The 15115-nt window shown below is 67.6% G+C and carries 12 protein-coding genes and 1 tRNA gene; 6 read left to right on the top strand and 7 right to left on the bottom strand.

The features are described 5' to 3' along the window. Positions 1-19 precede the first annotated feature (19 nt). The gene (locus ACN20X_RS13745) at positions 20-448 is read right to left on the bottom strand and encodes a hypothetical protein (RefSeq protein ID WP_223275261.1); all 429 of its coding nucleotides are present in this window, start codon (positions 446-448) and stop codon (positions 20-22) included. Positions 449-512: 64 nt separating this feature from the next. Here ACN20X_RS13745 and ACN20X_RS13740 point away from each other — a divergent pair, with 64 nt between their 5' ends. Next, positions 513-938 (top strand): hypothetical protein, encoded by a 426-nt coding sequence (locus ACN20X_RS13740; protein WP_227469615.1) that lies wholly within the window; start codon positions 513-515, stop codon positions 936-938. 45 nt (positions 939-983) lie between these two features. On the opposite strand, the gene ACN20X_RS13735 is transcribed toward ACN20X_RS13740, so the two are convergent. Continuing rightward, complete coding sequence (locus tag ACN20X_RS13735) at positions 984-2921, bottom strand: hybrid sensor histidine kinase/response regulator (RefSeq protein WP_016452403.1); 1938 nt, start codon at positions 2919-2921, stop codon at positions 984-986. 86 nt (positions 2922-3007) lie between these two features. After that, entirely contained in the window at positions 3008-3301 is a 294-nt protein-coding gene (locus tag ACN20X_RS13730; RefSeq protein WP_016452404.1) for a DUF2789 domain-containing protein, read from the bottom strand. 202 nt (positions 3302-3503) lie between these two features. On the opposite strand from ACN20X_RS13730, the gene ACN20X_RS13725 reads away from it, so the two are divergent. Further along, positions 3504-3767: a hypothetical protein gene (locus tag ACN20X_RS13725; RefSeq protein ID WP_016452405.1), complete on the top strand. Its 264-nt coding sequence runs from the start codon at positions 3504-3506 to the stop codon at positions 3765-3767. A 183-nt stretch (positions 3768-3950) separates the two neighbouring features. Here ACN20X_RS13725 and ACN20X_RS13720 read toward each other — a convergent pair whose 3' ends face one another. Further along, a complete protein-coding gene (locus tag ACN20X_RS13720) occupies positions 3951-4907 on the bottom strand; it encodes a LysR family transcriptional regulator (protein WP_016452406.1) in 957 nt (318 codons plus the stop codon). A 106-nt stretch (positions 4908-5013) separates the two neighbouring features. Here ACN20X_RS13720 and ACN20X_RS13715 point away from each other — a divergent pair, with 106 nt between their 5' ends. Further along, positions 5014-6231, top strand: a complete 1218-nt coding sequence (locus ACN20X_RS13715; protein WP_016452407.1) for an MFS transporter — start codon at positions 5014-5016, stop codon at positions 6229-6231. Between the two features lie 47 nt (positions 6232-6278). Here ACN20X_RS13715 and ACN20X_RS13710 read toward each other — a convergent pair whose 3' ends face one another. The 3 genes from ACN20X_RS13710 to ACN20X_RS13700 all read right to left on the bottom strand — a co-directional run bounded on the left by ACN20X_RS13710 (position 6279) and on the right by ACN20X_RS13700 (position 10311). Next, on the bottom strand, positions 6279-8072 hold the full coding sequence (locus ACN20X_RS13710; protein ID WP_016452408.1) for an SAM-dependent methyltransferase: 1794 nt from the start codon (positions 8070-8072) through the stop codon (positions 6279-6281). Between the two features lie 70 nt (positions 8073-8142). Further along, positions 8143-9243: a peptidoglycan-binding protein gene (locus ACN20X_RS13705; RefSeq protein ID WP_473210712.1), complete on the bottom strand. Its 1101-nt coding sequence runs from the start codon at positions 9241-9243 to the stop codon at positions 8143-8145. A 45-nt stretch (positions 9244-9288) separates the two neighbouring features. After that, positions 9289-10311, bottom strand: coding sequence for a hypothetical protein (locus ACN20X_RS13700; protein ID WP_227469616.1), 1023 nt, complete (start codon positions 10309-10311; stop codon positions 9289-9291). A gap of 590 nt (positions 10312-10901) precedes the next feature. On the opposite strand from ACN20X_RS13700, the gene ACN20X_RS13695 reads away from it, so the two are divergent. From ACN20X_RS13695 to ACN20X_RS13685, 3 genes are all read left to right on the top strand, one after another. Next, positions 10902-10991, top strand: a tRNA-Ser gene (locus ACN20X_RS13695). Positions 10992-11565: 574 nt separating this feature from the next. Continuing rightward, complete coding sequence (wecB, locus tag ACN20X_RS13690; protein WP_016452411.1) at positions 11566-12750, top strand: non-hydrolyzing UDP-N-acetylglucosamine 2-epimerase; 1185 nt, start codon at positions 11566-11568, stop codon at positions 12748-12750. Between the two features lie 99 nt (positions 12751-12849). Further along, positions 12850-15081: a hypothetical protein gene (locus ACN20X_RS13685; protein ID WP_473210711.1), complete on the top strand. Its 2232-nt coding sequence runs from the start codon at positions 12850-12852 to the stop codon at positions 15079-15081. The last annotated feature ends 34 nt before the right edge of the window (positions 15082-15115 follow it).

The following is a 15115-nucleotide window of genomic DNA, read 5'->3' as shown; positions in this document are numbered from 1 at the left end:
GTTACAGCAGCTGCGGCGTTCACCAGTAGATTGGCGCGTTTCGTCCATTGCAGCCCCAAAAAAGATGAAACCCAAGATCAACTTCATTGAACGCGAGCGCCTGTTCCGGCGGGAACTGAAACGGCGAAAGGTCAGGTTCCTGCCCATGCAGGTATTGCGCCGGCTGTTCGAGAAGGCAGGTGTCTGAGCCCTCCCCCCACGGCTGCAACAACTGGAGCAGGTCCGGCTGCGCATGCAGCCTCGTCAAACCCGCCGCATTCAGCGCTACACTGCCCGGCTCGCTGCCCATGGGCGAAGCAATGAATACGGCCGGGTGACTTGGCATGTATGGGCAGCTTTGGCTTTGGATTGCCCCAGAAAAACGGGAGAGTGGCTTGCCGATATACAGCTTGTCTTGTGCCAATTGCTCCGCTCCACTGGAGATTGGAAGTGATACGGAACGCTTCATCTGCGCGCATTGCGGAAGCGCCCAAATTCTTGAACGTCAAGGCGGAATCATTTCACTGAAAAAGGTGGAAAACTCCCTTCACGCCATCCAACGGGGCACGGATCGCACAGCCGCAGAACTGGCCATTCCAAGGCTGACGCAAGAAAAGCAGCAGATTCTTGCGCTGCGTGCACAAGCGTTGGAAGCCCATCAAAAGAAGCGTGCACACGCCCGCGGCCGAAGGTTGAAGCTGGCCGGCATCAGCTTCCTCGTCCTGCTTCTTGCGGGTCCTACGGCGATAAACCAGATCAAGATGACTGCCCTCAACACTGCGCTCACGTTGGCGTGGATGCTTTCCTTGATCGTCATACCCGTTCTTGTTTTTCTAAAAACAAGGATGCCGCGGAGTACCTCCGCGCAGCAAGTCATCAGTGACTACGACGCGCAATTGGCGTCGATTGAAGCCCACCTGCAGGCCAATCGCGCCATTGTTTCCACCCTGCCATCTTGATGTGATGGCTTGCGAAAACGCTTCGCAGGCCATCTCGATGGGTGCTCACGCCCTCACCAACTGATGCAGCAACTGGCTCAGATCCTCCTGCGAATACGGCTTGGCCAGCCGCGTCATTCCAGGCGGCAGCGCCGGGATGTCTGCAAAGCCGCTGGCCAGGATGAAATTCAAGCCCGGATACCGCTGCGCAATGTGTTCGGCCAGCTCGACGCCGTTCATGCCGGGCATGGCGTAGTCGGAGATGACCACGTCAAAGCGTGCCTGGCGCGCCAGCAGGTCGATGGCCTCCTGCCCGGCGCTCAGGGTCGTGACGCGGTGGCCCAGGTCTTCCAGCAGGGCCGAGGCATTGGCCCTCACCAGCGGGTCGTCATCCACCAGCAGCACATCCAGGGGCCCCACGTCCTGCACGCTTTGCCCGCCCAGATGGCAGGCCGTGCTTTCGTCTTTGGAGACGGGCATCCACATCTCCACCGTGGTGCCGCTGCCCAGGGCGCTGTGCAGCACGAGCTTGCCGCCGGACTGGGCCACCAGCCCGTCCACCATGGCCAGGCCCAGGCCGGTGCCCTTGCCCACGCCCTTGGTGGTGAAGAAGGGCTCGACCACATGCGAGAGTGTCTGTTCGTCCATGCCCTCGCCGGTGTCCACCACGCGCACGCAGACATACGAGCCCGAGGCCAGGCCCGCAAGCTGGCGCGGCAGCGTGGTTTCCACGGCCGCCGTGATCTTGATGACGCCGCCGCCCGGCATGGCATCGCGCGCATTGGCAACCAGGCTGAGGATGCTGCTCTCGAACTGGCTGGGGTCGGTGGCGATGCGCGGCAGGTCTGAGGCCAGGGCCATCTTCAGAAAGATATGCGGGCCAGCCGTCTGCTGCAGCAGGCCTTGCATCCCGGTCAGCAGCACAGCGACGTCCACGGCCTGCGTCTTCAATTCCTGCTGCCGCGCAAAGGCCATCATGCGCTGGGTCAGCGAGGCACCGCGCTGTGCGCCGCGCGTGGCGATCTCCACCAGCGAACGCAGGCGATCGTCGGGCGGCATGCGCTTGCGCAGCAATTCCAGGCTGCTGAGCACGGCCATCAGCAGATTGTTGAAATCATGGGCCACCCCGCCCGTGAAGCGGCCGATAGCCTCCATCTTCAAGGCCTGGCGCAGCTGGGCCTCGGCAGCCTTGCGCTCCGTCACATCACGCGTGACCTTGGCAAAACCGATCAGTTGGCCCTCGTCGTAGATGGCATCGATCACGACCGATGCCCAAAAACGCGAGCCGTCCTTGCGCACGCGCAGGCCTTCGGCCTCCATGCGGCCGGTGCTGACGGCCGTGCGCAGTCCCGCCTGTGGCAGCCCCGCCTGCTGGTCCTCTGGTGTGTAAAAGCGCGAGAAATGGGTATGGAGGACCTCGTCCTCTTCATAGCCCTTGATGCGCTTGGCACCCAGGTTCCAGCTGACGATGCGGCCCTCGGGATCCAGCATGTAGATCGCACAGTCGGTCACGCTCTGCACCAGCAAGGCAAAGCTGCGCTCGGCGCTGGAAAGAGGGCTGGACCGGGAAGGCACGGCCAAAGCCTGCGATGTCCCGGACGGGGGTGCATCCGCCTCGCGCACACTCAGCAGCAGGGCCAGGCTGCCATCGCCGAGCCGTACGCGCGAGCTGCATGAGGCCACGGGCCGCTCGCGTCCCGTGCAGGTCAGCAAGGGCCAGCGTCTGGCCTGCCGTGCGGCGCCGGCGGGCTCGCACTGGCTGTTGAACCAGCCTGCGCGCCCGCTGCTGGCGACGAAGCGGTCCTCGAAAACACTGCCCTCCAGGGCATCGCCGGAATGCTCCAGCAGGCTCAACGCATGGCGGTTGCAGCGCGCCAGTCGCCCATCGAGTCCGACGACGAAGACTGCGTCCGGAAAGGCCTCCAAAGCAGCAAGGCCCGGATCAAGGGGGAGTTGTGCGTCGGAGCCTGCAGGGGCCGGCGCCAGACCAGTCGAGGTCAGCATGTGAACGACTCCGTAGGCAAATGGGTTGAACGAGCCGGAAAAATTGTAAGCACCACGGGTTCATCGCAAGCGGTTGCATCACAGGATCAGGGACGAGCCTCCTGCTCGTGCCCGGCAATTGCGGGCGAAGGCGCAGCCTGGAGGTCCGGCTCGGCATGCAAGGCCTCGCTGAGCTGATCCACCACCAGTGCCCAGGTCGCATCGGCATGCCACTGCTGCGAGAACAGGGCACGTTGCGCGTCGGTCCAGAACGGTGCATCCACCAACAGCGTATCCTTTTCCAGCCGGTGCGAGAGGATGAACTGCTTGATGCCCTCCGGGCTGGAGTCCAGACCCAGCTGGTCGAAAAGATTGGTCATGGTGGGTTCGGCTGTGATCATGGGGGGTCCTTGTTGTGACGGGGTTGGCTCAAGGCTAGAAGCTCGGCAGGCGGCACCATGTCGGACACTGAAGCAAGCTGCCGTCGGCGGCCCTTCTGCGAGTGGGCCGCAGCGCCCGCGCCGTGCAAAGCCCTGCTCCTACACGGTTGCCTCGGCGGTCCGGCGCACCATGCAGCCATCTCATCACAGGACATTTCATTCCATGAAGAAACTGCTGCTTGCCACCGCCATTTCCTTCGCAGCTGCCGCTGCCCTGTCACCCGTCCATGCCCAGGTGGGCAAGGCCGCCTCCGAAGCCGCCGACGCTGCAGACCACAAGGTGAAGGAAAAGCAGGCCGACGCCAAGGCCAAGGACAGCGGGCCGGTCGGCAAGGCCGTGAACAACGTCAAGTCGGACTACCACAACAAGCGCTCCAAGCAGTCGGCAGAGAACGCCAAGGAATCGCTGAAGAAGGCGACCGAGTAGACGGCAACGCCCGGATAGACCAAGGCCCACTCGCGTGGGCCTTTGTCTTTTGGAGAAGCCCGGCCATGCCGGGCGCAGCCTCAGAAGCTGTGCCGCAGCGCCAACATCACACTGCGCGGCGCACCGGGCAGGTTCAGGTCGGGGCTGGTGCCGTGGGCGGACACGATGCAGCAAGCAAGCAACTCAGGGCAGCGGCGCGCGCATTCCCGTCAGGCCCGGCATGACTTCCCGCATGGCCGCAATGAAGGCGCGCAGCCGCGCCGGCTGGTGGCGCGCGGGTGGGTAGACCAGATGCACGGGCAGCGGCGCCGCCTGCCAGTCGGGCGCCAGATGCACCAGGCGCCCGGCCTCCAGATCCTCGCGCACGATCCAGGCCGAGGCCAGGGCCGCGCCCAGTCCGCCCAGGGCGGCGTTGCGCAGCGCATAAAGGCTGTCGGTGCTGAGCCGGGGCTCGAACTGCAGGCGCCAGGATTTGCAGACCCGCTCATCGCCCACGCGGTGCAGCTCCAGCTCGCGCTGGTAGAAGGTGCGCAGCGCAATCCAGGGCAGGCCCTGCAGTTCGCGCGGGTGCTGGGGCACGCTGCCCTGCCCCAGCAAGGCAGGCGCGGCCACGGCAATGCGCGGCACCTCGGCCACGCGCAGCGCAATCACCGAAGGGTCGACCACGGTGCCGACCTGCACGGCGCAGTCGATGCCTTCGGCAATGAAGTTCGGCTGGCGGTCATGCAGCAGCCATTCGACCTTGACGGCCGGATGGCGGTCCAGAAACGCCAGCAGCGGCGCCATGAGCTGGTCTTGGCCAAAGGCGTGGGGCGCGACCACGCGCAGCAGGCCGCGCGGCGTGTCCTGGGCGCCGCGCAGGTCGGACTCCAGCGCGTGCCATGCCTCCAGCAGCTCGCGCGCATGCTCCAGGCAGCGCTGGCCGTCGTCGGTCAGCGCCATGGCGTGGGTGGAGCGCCGCAGCAGGCGCAGGCCCAGCGCGCGCTCCAGCGTCTGCAGGCGCCGGCTGACCGTGGGCTGGGTGGTGGACATCTGCTGCGCAGCGGCCGAAAGACTGCCGCTTTCGACGATGCGCACAAAGGTCTGCAGCAGTTCGATGCGGTCAGCGCCAGAAGGCAGGGGAAGGTCGGCAAGGGTCATACGCCAAGCGTATATCGATTCTGCAGGCGCAGCCACTACCGTGGTGTGCTGCGCCGCACCACACTACGGCCATCGCTTTTCAACTGCGCCTGACAGGCGCCTCAACATGTCTTCTATTCAATCTACGCATATGCAAAGCGCTGCGGGCGCGCAGGCTGCCGGCGTGCCGGCATCGCTGGTGCTGCTGATGGCGACCACGGCGGGCGTGGGCGTGGCCTCGCTCTACTACAGCCAGCCCATGCTGGGGGTGCTCGGCCCCGACCTGGGCGCAGGCGAACGCGCCGTGGGCTTTGTGCCCACGCTGACCCAGCTGGGCTATGCGCTGGGCATTTTGCTGCTGGCACCGCTGGGCGACCGCATGGACCGCCGGCGCATCATCCTGGCCAAGACCGCCGCGCTGATGCTGGCCCTGCTGGCCAGCGGGCTGGCTCCGGGCCTGGCGCCGCTGCTGGCTGCCAGCCTGGCCGTGGGCCTGGCCGCCACCCTGGCGCAGGACGTGGTGCCGGCCGCCGCCACGCTGGCGCCCGAGCACCAGCGCGGCAAGGTGGTAGGCACGGTGATGACGGGGCTGCTGCTGGGCATCTTGCTGTCGCGCGTGGTCAGCGGCCTGCTGGCCGAGCATGGGGGCTGGCGCAGCGTCTACCTGCTGGCCGCCGCTGCCATGGCACTGCTGGGGATGGCCCTGTGGCGCGGGCTGCCCAGTTTCAAACCCACCACGCAACTGGGCTATGGCGCGCTGCTGGGCTCCATGGTGCAGCTGTGGCGCAGCCAGCCTGCGCTGCGCCGCGCGGCACTGGCACAGGGCCTGCTGTCGGTGGCCTTCAGCGCGTTCTGGTCCACGCTGGCCGTGATGCTGCATCAGCAGTTCCACATGGGCAGCGCCGCTGCCGGCGCCCTGGGCCTGGCGGGTGCGGCCGGTGCGCTGGCCGCCCCGCTGGCAGGCCGGCTGGCCGACCGCAGCGGCCCGCAGCGCGTGACCTGCCTGGGTGCGGGCCTGGCCCTGGCATCGTTCGCCGTGCTGGCACTGTCGCCCTGGCTGCCGGCCGGCGCACAGCTGCCGCTGCTGGTGGCCAGCGCCATCGGTTTCGACTTCGGCATCCAGGCCACGCTGGTGGCGCACCAGACCCTGGTGTACGGCCTGGAGCCTGCCGCGCGAAGCCGGCTCAATGCGCTGCTGTTCACGGGCGTGTTCATCGGCATGGCCTCGGGCTCCGCGCTGGGCGCGCTGGCCCTGTCGCAATGGGGCTGGGGCGGCGTGGTAGCCCTGGCCTGCGCGGCATCGGCGGCAGCGCTGGGCGTGCGGCTGGCCGGCCGCCAGCACTGAAGCTGGCAGGCCGGGCCGTTGGCGGGCCTGCCAGCCTATGCCCCGGCCTATGCCCCGGCCTGCAGACGCGCCGCGCGCTGCGCCAGCCGCTGCTGCTGCGAGGCACGCAGGGCTGCGATCTGCGCCAGGATCTGCTGCTGCTTTTCCATCAGGCGCTGCGTGTGCACGCCATGGGCATCTCCCGCCAGGCCCTGGGCGATGCAGGCCAGCGCGCGCCCCGGGTCGCCGCACTGCTGCCAGGTGTAGGCCAGGTTGAGCTGGGTGCGGGCATCGCGCGGGTCTATGCGCTCGGCCTGCAGGTAGGCGTCATGCGCGGCAGCAAACTGCTCCTGGCAGAACAGGCAGTCGCCCAGCACGTTCCACAGCCAGGTGCTGAGCCAGGGGTTGAGCTCCAGCGCGCTGCGCGCCAGCTCGACGCCTGCCGCAAAGTCCCGCAGCTGCAGGCCCACGAACTCCGCCACCTCGCCCAGCAGGCGCCAGTCGCGCGGGCTGCGGGTGATGGCCTGGCGGTAGCTTTCCAGCGCGGCGTCCTGCCGGCCCGACTCCAGGTGCGTGCGGGCCTCATGGGCCGGGGCCTCGAAGAACTGCTGCGCGTCGGCGCTGAAGCGGTTGAGAAAGGCGGCCGCCGTGCGCTCGCATCCCTCGCCGATCAGCAGCCGCGCATGGATGGCCCTTTGCGCATCGCCCGGAGGCGCCAGCACCTGCCAGCCCTCGCGCCCAAACAATTGCGCCAGCAGCGGGAAGTTCAGGCCGATGGCGCTGGTGCGGCCAAAGCGCTGGGAGGCACCCGACTGGGCCGCCGCCTCGGGCGTGCAGGCGCCGTAGTCGTTGATGAGCACCAGGCCCTTGGGCGCCAGCCGCTGCTGCAGCGTCTGCAGCGCGCCGAAGGCGCCGTGGTTGACCAGCAGGCGTGTCGCGTCCTGGCTGACGGACAGGGCGGCATCCACCCAGGGCGACAGTGCCGCGTCGCCGCAGTCGAAAAATCCCGTCTCCTGCTCGAACAGGCCCACCAGGGGCAGCAGGCGCGCGCGCTCGGCCGCATCCGCGTGATCCACCAGGGCGCGGATCTCATGCGGCGACAGCGCGGTGTAGTGGCGCACGAGCTGGGCATCGTCCGTCAGGCGGGTGCGTATGCGCAGCTCCTGCACCGGCCCGCCATTCTGGCGCCGCACGACGGTGGCGGGCAGCACATCCAGCACGTAGTTGCAGAACACGGCATGCAGCGGCGGCAGCGGCACCGTGCTGCCGTCGTGCAGCCGAACGGCCTCGGGGTGCATGGCGTCGCAGCAGCCTGCCACGACCTGGCCGCCAAACTCGGCAAACAGGCCGCGCTCGTGCCACTGCGCAACGGTGCGCGGCGAGCCGTCTGTCACGTAGCAGACCAGCCGCTGGTCGAAATCACGCCCTTCCTGCTGGCACAGGTGCCGGAAGGCCTGCAGGAACATGCGCGCGAACAGGCCGCAGCCCGCGCCCAGCTCCAGCACGGCAATCGTGCCCTGCGGCGCCGTGTCCGCGCAGTGATGGAACAGCAGGGCCGCCGCATCTTCGGAGAGACGGCCGCTGTTGTTGACCACGTAGGGCACCTCGTTCTCGGCAAAGGTCAACAGGCCCGCCTGCGCCCAATGCAGATGGCCCAGCTCCCACTCGATGCTTTCGGTGATGGGCCGAAAGTCCTGCAGCAGTTGCGAGGCGACGCGCACACCGGACAGCACGTCCTGCGGCGCACGGACCGCAGCGGGCGGCCCGGTGGGCGCACCGGCAGAGGCGGAAAGGGACAGGGAAACGGGCATGGGCAAGGGCACGCGCAGCGCGGCCTCGCCCTTCGAATAGTCGGTTCTCAAGATGCTTTCTCCGGGAGATGCACGGCAGTGGCGCCTGCCCGCGCGGCGGGCGGCAGACGTCCGGCCGGGCTCAGGGCACGTGTGCCCACTTGGACCAGTTCAGGTCGGCCTGCTCGAAATCGGCCTTGAGCATGCGGCGCATGGCGGCCACCTCGTCCTGGGTGATCTGCGTTTCCTTCACCTGCTTGCCCGTGGCCAGGGTGCGGGCCTTGGCCAGATCGGCCTTGGTCACGGAGGCCGTTCCGGCCCAGATGGACTTGGCCGAACCCACGGTGACCCAGTGCTTGCCCTGGGACTGCAGGTCGGCCTGGTAGGCGGATTTCCAGCGCATGTTGTTCTGCGAAACGGCATTGAGCAGCTTGGCCAGCGAGCGCTGGTTGCTCACGCCTTCCTGGGCGAAGGCCTGCAGGTGCACGCGCTCGAACTTCAGCGGCAGCAGGCCCTGCTTGGCGGCCAGGCGGTCGCGCTCATCCCACCAGCGCGCGGCATCGGCCGCTTTGGCGGTATGCAGCTGGTTGAGCCAGTCGGCATCGGTGACGATGCTGCCGTCGCCCTTGACCCACTGGAAGCGCTTGAAGCCGATGTCGGCCGCCCGGCCGAAGTTGTGGTTGCTCTCGCCGGGGCCGGCCTTGGTCTGGGTCTCTGCCGCCTGCCGGGCAAAGGTGCGGCGGCGGCCGGTGGGCGTGATCCACAGCGCGATCTTGTGCGTGTCGTACATCTGCTGCACCAGGCTGGCCAGCTTGGCGCGAAAGGTGGGCTCGTACTCCGCATCGTTGGCAATGGCGGCCTTGCTGGTGGCCGCATCCTGGGCCTTGGCCTCGATATACACCGTCTTGGAGTTGTTCGCGGAGCGCATGTTCTGGTGCGATGCGGGCAGCATGGCGCTGAGCTTGGCCACCGTGGCGCCACCGGCTGCCGCCAGGCCCAGTGCCTCCTTCGCGCCACCGGCCTGCGGCTGGCCGGGCGCGGCCTTGGCCGCCGCCAGCTTGTGGTCGTTCTGGAAACGCTCCAGCGCGGCGCGCGTCTGCGCGCCGTAGCTGCCGTCGTAGTCCACGCCCAGATAGGGTGCATTCTTGGCGTCCTTCACCACGCGCAGCATGGCCTGCAGCAGGGCCACGTCATGGACCTGGTTGCTGCCGCCCTCGCCTACGCTGTCCTTGATGTCTGGCATGTGTCTTCCCTCTTTGCGGTTGTCGGTGTCACGCGCTGCTCGGGCTCAGCGGGCGGGATCGGTCTTGCGGTCAGGTTTCCGGCCGGGCGCCTGTTCCGCCTTCGGCAGCAGATGCGCCAAAGGCACCGTGCGCGGCTGCAGCCTGGCCGAGCAGGCACGCAGCCGCAGCGATTCGGCATGCGCCTGTGCCATATCCGCGGCCACCTGCACCAGGGCGTGATGCGGCGCAGCTCCTGCGGGGCGTGTGAGCACCACGGCATAGCCTCCCAGGCAGTCGGCCTGCTGCGCGCGCGCCGCACGCGCGGCGGCCACGCCGGCATAGCGCGCAGCCACCACGGCCTGCACAGCAGCCGGCGGCGCCGATGCCTGTTCGGCAAACGCCTGCCGGCCTGCGTTCCAGCGCAGGCTGCGGGTCTCGATCTGGTCGGGGGCGTCGTCCTGCGGTGAGTCATAGCGCACCAGCAGTACCGGGATCCGGCCCGTGGGCACCAGCACCCAGCTTTGGTAGCTGCCTGGAGGCTCTTCGTACTGCCAGGCCAGATGCGGTCCCTGGGCCGTGGCGACATAGAGCGCATGGCGGCGCTTGGGATGGTCGAAGCCGCCCATCTGCGTGACCAGCAAGGCGCGCGCCCCTCCTTGCACGCCGGGCAGGCGCAAGGTCCGCGCCGCAGCGGTGACCGTGCCTTCTTCCTCGCCGGTCGTCCAGACGCGCGTGCGCTGCGCGGCCTCGGACAAGGGATCTCCCACGCCGTACAGCGGATCGGATGGCGCCAGCTGGGCCTGCCCTCTTGAAGCAGGCCAGGCCAGCGCCGCTGGCTTGCCTTGCTCCATACCGGCACGCACCAGCCTCAGTTCAAAGGGACAGGCCGACGCCGTGCAGGCAGGCAGGGACAACTCATAGGCAGGCGCCCCCTTGGCCGTGCCGGACGGCAGGCTTTCCAGCACCTGCCGCTGCAGCCCGGCAGCGAACGCCGTCGTACCCAGCAGCGCCACAAGCCCGAAGGCCAGTGCGGGCAATACCGGCGTCTGGCGAAATGAAGAATCGGCGCGCATTGAGTGGAAAGCCATGGTGATAGCGAGTTCCTATGATTTGCCAGACGGAAATCCGTTACTGCTGCATTTCATCGGCGCAGGCATTTTCCACAAGCTCCCATTCGATGTCTGTTGCAAAATGCATCCAACGCCGCATGAAGGAAATTCGTCCCCCGCAATGCCTCCCGGACCCCGTGCAAATACCGATTCATTGGCGGTGTTTTTTCAAGAAACATCAACAATATCAATAGCTTGCACCAACACAGATGGGCAATGAAAATACCATCTTGTACACATGAAAAATGTCGCCACAGATGGACGGGCCGCACCGGAGATTCACACCGCATTCCGGCACCTTCCATTTACACGAACTCCATTACATTTTCCACCCTGAAAATCAGTGGATGACACCAGGCGCATGCATTGAACCCATCGCAAATCCGTCCCATGTCACGGTATTGCCTGCCGTCACTACCCGCCTGTCCGCGCCCGGACAGGCAACACCCGGCATTGCCACGGTTGCACTGCAGGCCCTGAGTGGGGCAACCATCGCCGCACGGGCCAGCGCAGCCGGCACCAGTTTCTTACCGTGGACGCCCGAAATCACTGCTACAATCGAGGGCTTCGGAGAGGTGGATGAGCGGTTTAAGTCGCACGCCTGGAAAGCGTGTGTGGGCTAATCCCCACCGCGGGTTCGAATCCCGCCCTCTCCGCCATACACCCAGCAAAACGGGCCCCTACACGGGGCCCGTTTTCGTTTCCGGGCCTGCATTCGGCCCGGGCCCTGCCTCGCGCCGCATCCACCCGACAGGCCGTCAGCGCATCAGGGAAAGTCACAGGCTGCACCTGCCCCTCAAGCCTTGCGCAGACCCCTGCCTGGGCATGCAATACGCAGGTGTCCGACAGGCACAGCCTTGTTTCAGTGATGTACTAGCTGCAACAAAGCACCCAGGCGCGCAGCTTTGTGCAACCGCAGCGCGGCGCGAACAAGCATTCAGGCCCAGCCGCAAGAGGCTTGCAGGGTGAGAGATCCGACGGAGGTTCCAAATGGAAAGCAATGTCACAAAATCCCTTCAAGTCCTCTTAATTTCCGTCAATTTCACTCAATTGACGATAGTTTTCAATCAGAGACGCCAAGCCGATCGAAAAAGCCAAAAACCCGACGTATATTCCACACCGCCTTGCAGCCTGCCCGGCCCGCCCTCGGGCTGAGACGGCCCCCGCTCTCCGGGCGCGGAGCACCAGAACAAAGCAGGAGCGAAGAGCACAAGAAGACGCAAAGGGGTTGGCATGAAAATTCTTTCGTTTTTCGGGACCCGTCCCGAGGCCATCAAGATGGCGCCGCTGGTGACGGCCCTGTCGCAGACGCGCGGCATCGAAAGCGTGGTGTGCGTGACGGGTCAGCATCGCCAGATGCTGGACCAGGTGATGGAGCTGTTCGGCCTGCAGGCCCGGCACGACCTGGCCGTCATGCAACCCAGCCAGACACTCAACGGCCTGTTCTCCCGCGTGGTGGCGGGCGCCGACGGCGTGCTGGAGCAGGAAAAGCCCGACTACGTGCTCGTGCACGGCGACACCAGCACGGCCACGGCCTGTGCGCTGGCAGCATTTCACCGGCGCATTCCCGTGGGCCATGTGGAAGCCGGCCTGCGCACGGGGGATCTGGCCCAGCCCTTTCCCGAGGAAATGAACCGCCGCGTGGTCGATGTGGTCAGCCAGTGGATGTTCGCGCCCACGCCCACGTCGCGTGCCAACCTGCTGCGCGAGAACCTGCAGGGCCGCATCGCCGTGACCGGCAATACCGTCATCGATGCGCTGGCCACGCTGTGCGACCGGCTCGATGCCCGGCCCGAGCTCGCCCGCGACATTGCCGGGCGCCATCCCTGGGTGGACGCGCAGCGCCCGCTGCTGCTGGTCACGGGCCACCGGCGCGAGAACTTCGGCGAAGGCTTCCAGAACATCTGCGCCGCGCTGGCCGAGCTGGCGCGGCGCCATCCGGACCTGCTCATCGTCTACCCGGTGCACTTCAATCCTGCCGTGCGCGAGGTGGTCATGCGTACGCTGGGCGGCATGGACAACATCCGCCTCATCGATCCGCTGGACTATGTGGACTTCGTCTGGTTCATGCAGCGGGCCCGCATCATCCTGACCGATTCCGGCGGCGTGCAGGAGGAAGCACCCTACCTGGGCAAGCCCGTGCTGGTGATGCGCGATGTGACCGAGCGGCCCGAGGCCGTATCGGCCGGCACCGTGCTGCTGGTGGGCACGCAGCGCGCGCGCATCGTGGCCGAGGTGAACCGCCTGCTGACCGATGAAGGTCACCGCGCCTCGTTCGCGCGCCGCATCAATCCCTATGGCGACGGACGGGCCTCGCAGCGCATCGTACGGGCCTTGCTGGGACAGCCCTTCGAGGAGTTTGCCGCCGGACCGGCAGGCATCCTCGCCACCATGGGCAAGGGCCTGGCGCCGGCCTGAAGGCCGCCAGTCCCAACGCAACGGCAGCCGCCCTGCAGCAACTGAACGTGTCACGAATCGCGTCACGAACCGAGCACCGAAGTGAAAAAGAGGCCCCCCATGCAACCGACCATCCACCGCCATTCGTTTTCCCGCACCGGGGCCCGCTGGGCGCTGGGTTCGCTGCTGGGCCTGGGCGCCCTGTTCGCCCAGACGGCGTCCGCCTCGGCGCTGGGTGACGCCATACGGCAGCTGGGCGCCAGCGACGGGCTGCAGCGCAGCGTCACGCTCAAGGAGCTGGGCATTGTCGACCCGGTCGTGCTGGCCGGCACGGCCACCCAGGACTTCTACCTGCCCGTGCCGCGCGGCCTGCCTCTGGGCGATGCCAGCATCGCCTTCGATGGCCGCTACCTGAAGGGAGAGCCGGGGACCTCGACCGTGGTGATCTCGCTCAACGGTACGCCGGCCGTATCCCAGACCGTGCCGGACGGCGAAGGCACGCTGCAGCGCAACCTGCCCGTGGCCCAGCCTGCGCGCGCCAGCGACTTCGTGCGCCTGGGCGTGAACTGGCGCAACCGCAACAACAGCCAGCAGCGCTGCGACGAAAACCACTCCCTCGCCAACTCGCTGACCATCTCGCCGCAGACACGCCTGAGCTACCGCGTGGACCCGCGCGATGTGCGCACCATCGAGGATGTCTGGAACACCCTGCCCGTGCGCACCACCGTGCTGGTGTCAGGCAGGCAGCTGGAGCAGGCCTCGTTCGACAGCGCCTGGCGCATCGGCGCCAGCCTGCAGCGCAACAACAGGCGCATGCAGGTACGGGCCCTTCCTGCCGTGGGCGAGGTGATCGACCTGCGCGGCCTGGAGGTTCCCGCCGCCCTGGCCGGCGTGCCCGCCTTTGCCGCGCTGCGGGGCGCCGAGCCCCAGCACAAGCTGGCCAGTGACGCCGAACTGGGCGCGCTGCTCATGCTGGGGGCCGCCCAGGTCAGCGGCGACATCGTGGTGGCCGACAAGGCACTGCAGCAGCGCCTGACCGCCGCCTTCGCAGCCCTGCAGGCCCAGCTGGCGACCGACCCCGATGCGGGCCAGGCGCTGCAGCAATGGCGTGCCCGCCGCGCGCCGCTGGCCAGCGAGGCGCTGGCCTCGCAGCAACTGCGTGCCTTGCCCATGGGCCGCCAGATGGTGCTGGCCGTGGCCTCCGATGCGGGTGCGCGCGTGGCCGGCCTGCAGGAGGCCGCCCTGCAGCGCCTGCTGGTCAGCGACAACGTGACGGTGGCTGCGGCCCAGCCCCCGCAATGGGACGAGGCCAAGGGCATCCGCCTGTCCAGCCTGGGCGGCAGTCCCGACAGCTTCGACGTGCTGTCGCGCGGCGAGTGGACGATGAACTTCCCGCTGAGCGCCGTCGCCTCGCAGGGCCGGATGCCGGGCGAGATCACGCTGTACGTGGCCGCAGCCCCCGGCGCCTCGGCCACGCGCCCCGTGGCCACGCTGTTCTGGAACGGCATGCTGCTGTCGGCCCGCCAGCTGGACGCCAACGGCCAGCCCGAGCGCCTGCGCGCCCGCGTGCCCGGCTACGCGCTGGGCATCAACAACACCTTGCGCGTGTCGGTGCAGCGCCAGCCCTACTCGGCCGACTGCAACGAGATTCCCCAGCCCTATCCCGCCAGCGTGCTGCCGGCCATCAGCTATGTGACGCCCGGCAAGGCCGAGCCCAACGGCAGCTTCATCGGCCTGCTGCCCCTGCTGGGCGCCAGGTCGCAGCTGCTGGTGCCTGCCAGCTACCTGTCGGCCGCGCCGGCCGCGCTGGAGCGCATGGCCAACCTGGCAGCAGCCAGCGGCCTGTCGGCCTCGCAGGCCGAGCTGGTCGTGGCCCAGGCCGATGCGCCCGCCAAGCCTTCCATGCCCTTCGTGGCCATGGAGGTGCCGGTGGACGGCGCCAAGCCCCTGGTGACGGTCACGGACGGTCAGCAGCTGCGCATTCGCGGCAAGTCGCTGGACTGGCTGGACATCAAGGGGCTGAAACAGCTGTCCTCGGCCGAAGTGGTCACTGCCGGCGGCCAGCAGGGCGTGCTGTGGCGTGCCATCGGCGAGTGGACTGGCGGCCTGGGCGAGCCCTTCCTGCTCAATCGCGGCAACATCGCCGTGATCGGCGGTGACGGCCCTCTGGCCTGGGTCGACAGCAGCAACCCCGATGCCGGCATTCCGTCCGGTCCGCGCGAAGGCGCCTTCCACGAATGGCGCAACTTCCTGTCCTGGAGCGTGCCCGGCATCGCCATTGCGCTGGTCGTGGTGGTGCTGCTGGTGCTGCTGGCCTGGGCGGTGGCGCGCAGCAAGCAGCCCAGGCACTGAGCCGGGCCCGAGCCACGATGACGACGGCATGAGG

The organism is Delftia sp. PX-1 (genome assembly GCF_055797465.1).
This window is presented reverse-complemented; position numbering and strand designations above follow the sequence as displayed.

Coding starts and splice junctions, on each gene's coding strand:
- ACN20X_RS13745 (WP_223275261.1), bottom strand. CDS start 448: ATGAAGCGTTCCGTATCACTTCCAATCTCCAGTGGAGCGGAGCAATTG.
- ACN20X_RS13735 (WP_016452403.1), bottom strand. CDS start 2,921: ATGCTGACCTCGACTGGTCTGGCGCCGGCCCCTGCAGGCTCCGACGCA.
- ACN20X_RS13730 (WP_016452404.1), bottom strand. CDS start 3,301: ATGATCACAGCCGAACCCACCATGACCAATCTTTTCGACCAGCTGGGT.
- ACN20X_RS13725 (WP_016452405.1), top strand. CDS start 3,504: ATGAAGAAACTGCTGCTTGCCACCGCCATTTCCTTCGCAGCTGCCGCT.
- ACN20X_RS13720 (WP_016452406.1), bottom strand. CDS start 4,907: ATGACCCTTGCCGACCTTCCCCTGCCTTCTGGCGCTGACCGCATCGAA.
- ACN20X_RS13715 (WP_016452407.1), top strand. CDS start 5,014: ATGTCTTCTATTCAATCTACGCATATGCAAAGCGCTGCGGGCGCGCAG.
- ACN20X_RS13705 (WP_473210712.1), bottom strand. CDS start 9,243: ATGCCAGACATCAAGGACAGCGTAGGCGAGGGCGGCAGCAACCAGGTC.
- ACN20X_RS13700 (WP_227469616.1), bottom strand. CDS start 10,311: ATGGCTTTCCACTCAATGCGCGCCGATTCTTCATTTCGCCAGACGCCG.
- wecB (WP_016452411.1), top strand. CDS start 11,566: ATGAAAATTCTTTCGTTTTTCGGGACCCGTCCCGAGGCCATCAAGATG.
- ACN20X_RS13685 (WP_473210711.1), top strand. CDS start 12,850: ATGCAACCGACCATCCACCGCCATTCGTTTTCCCGCACCGGGGCCCGC.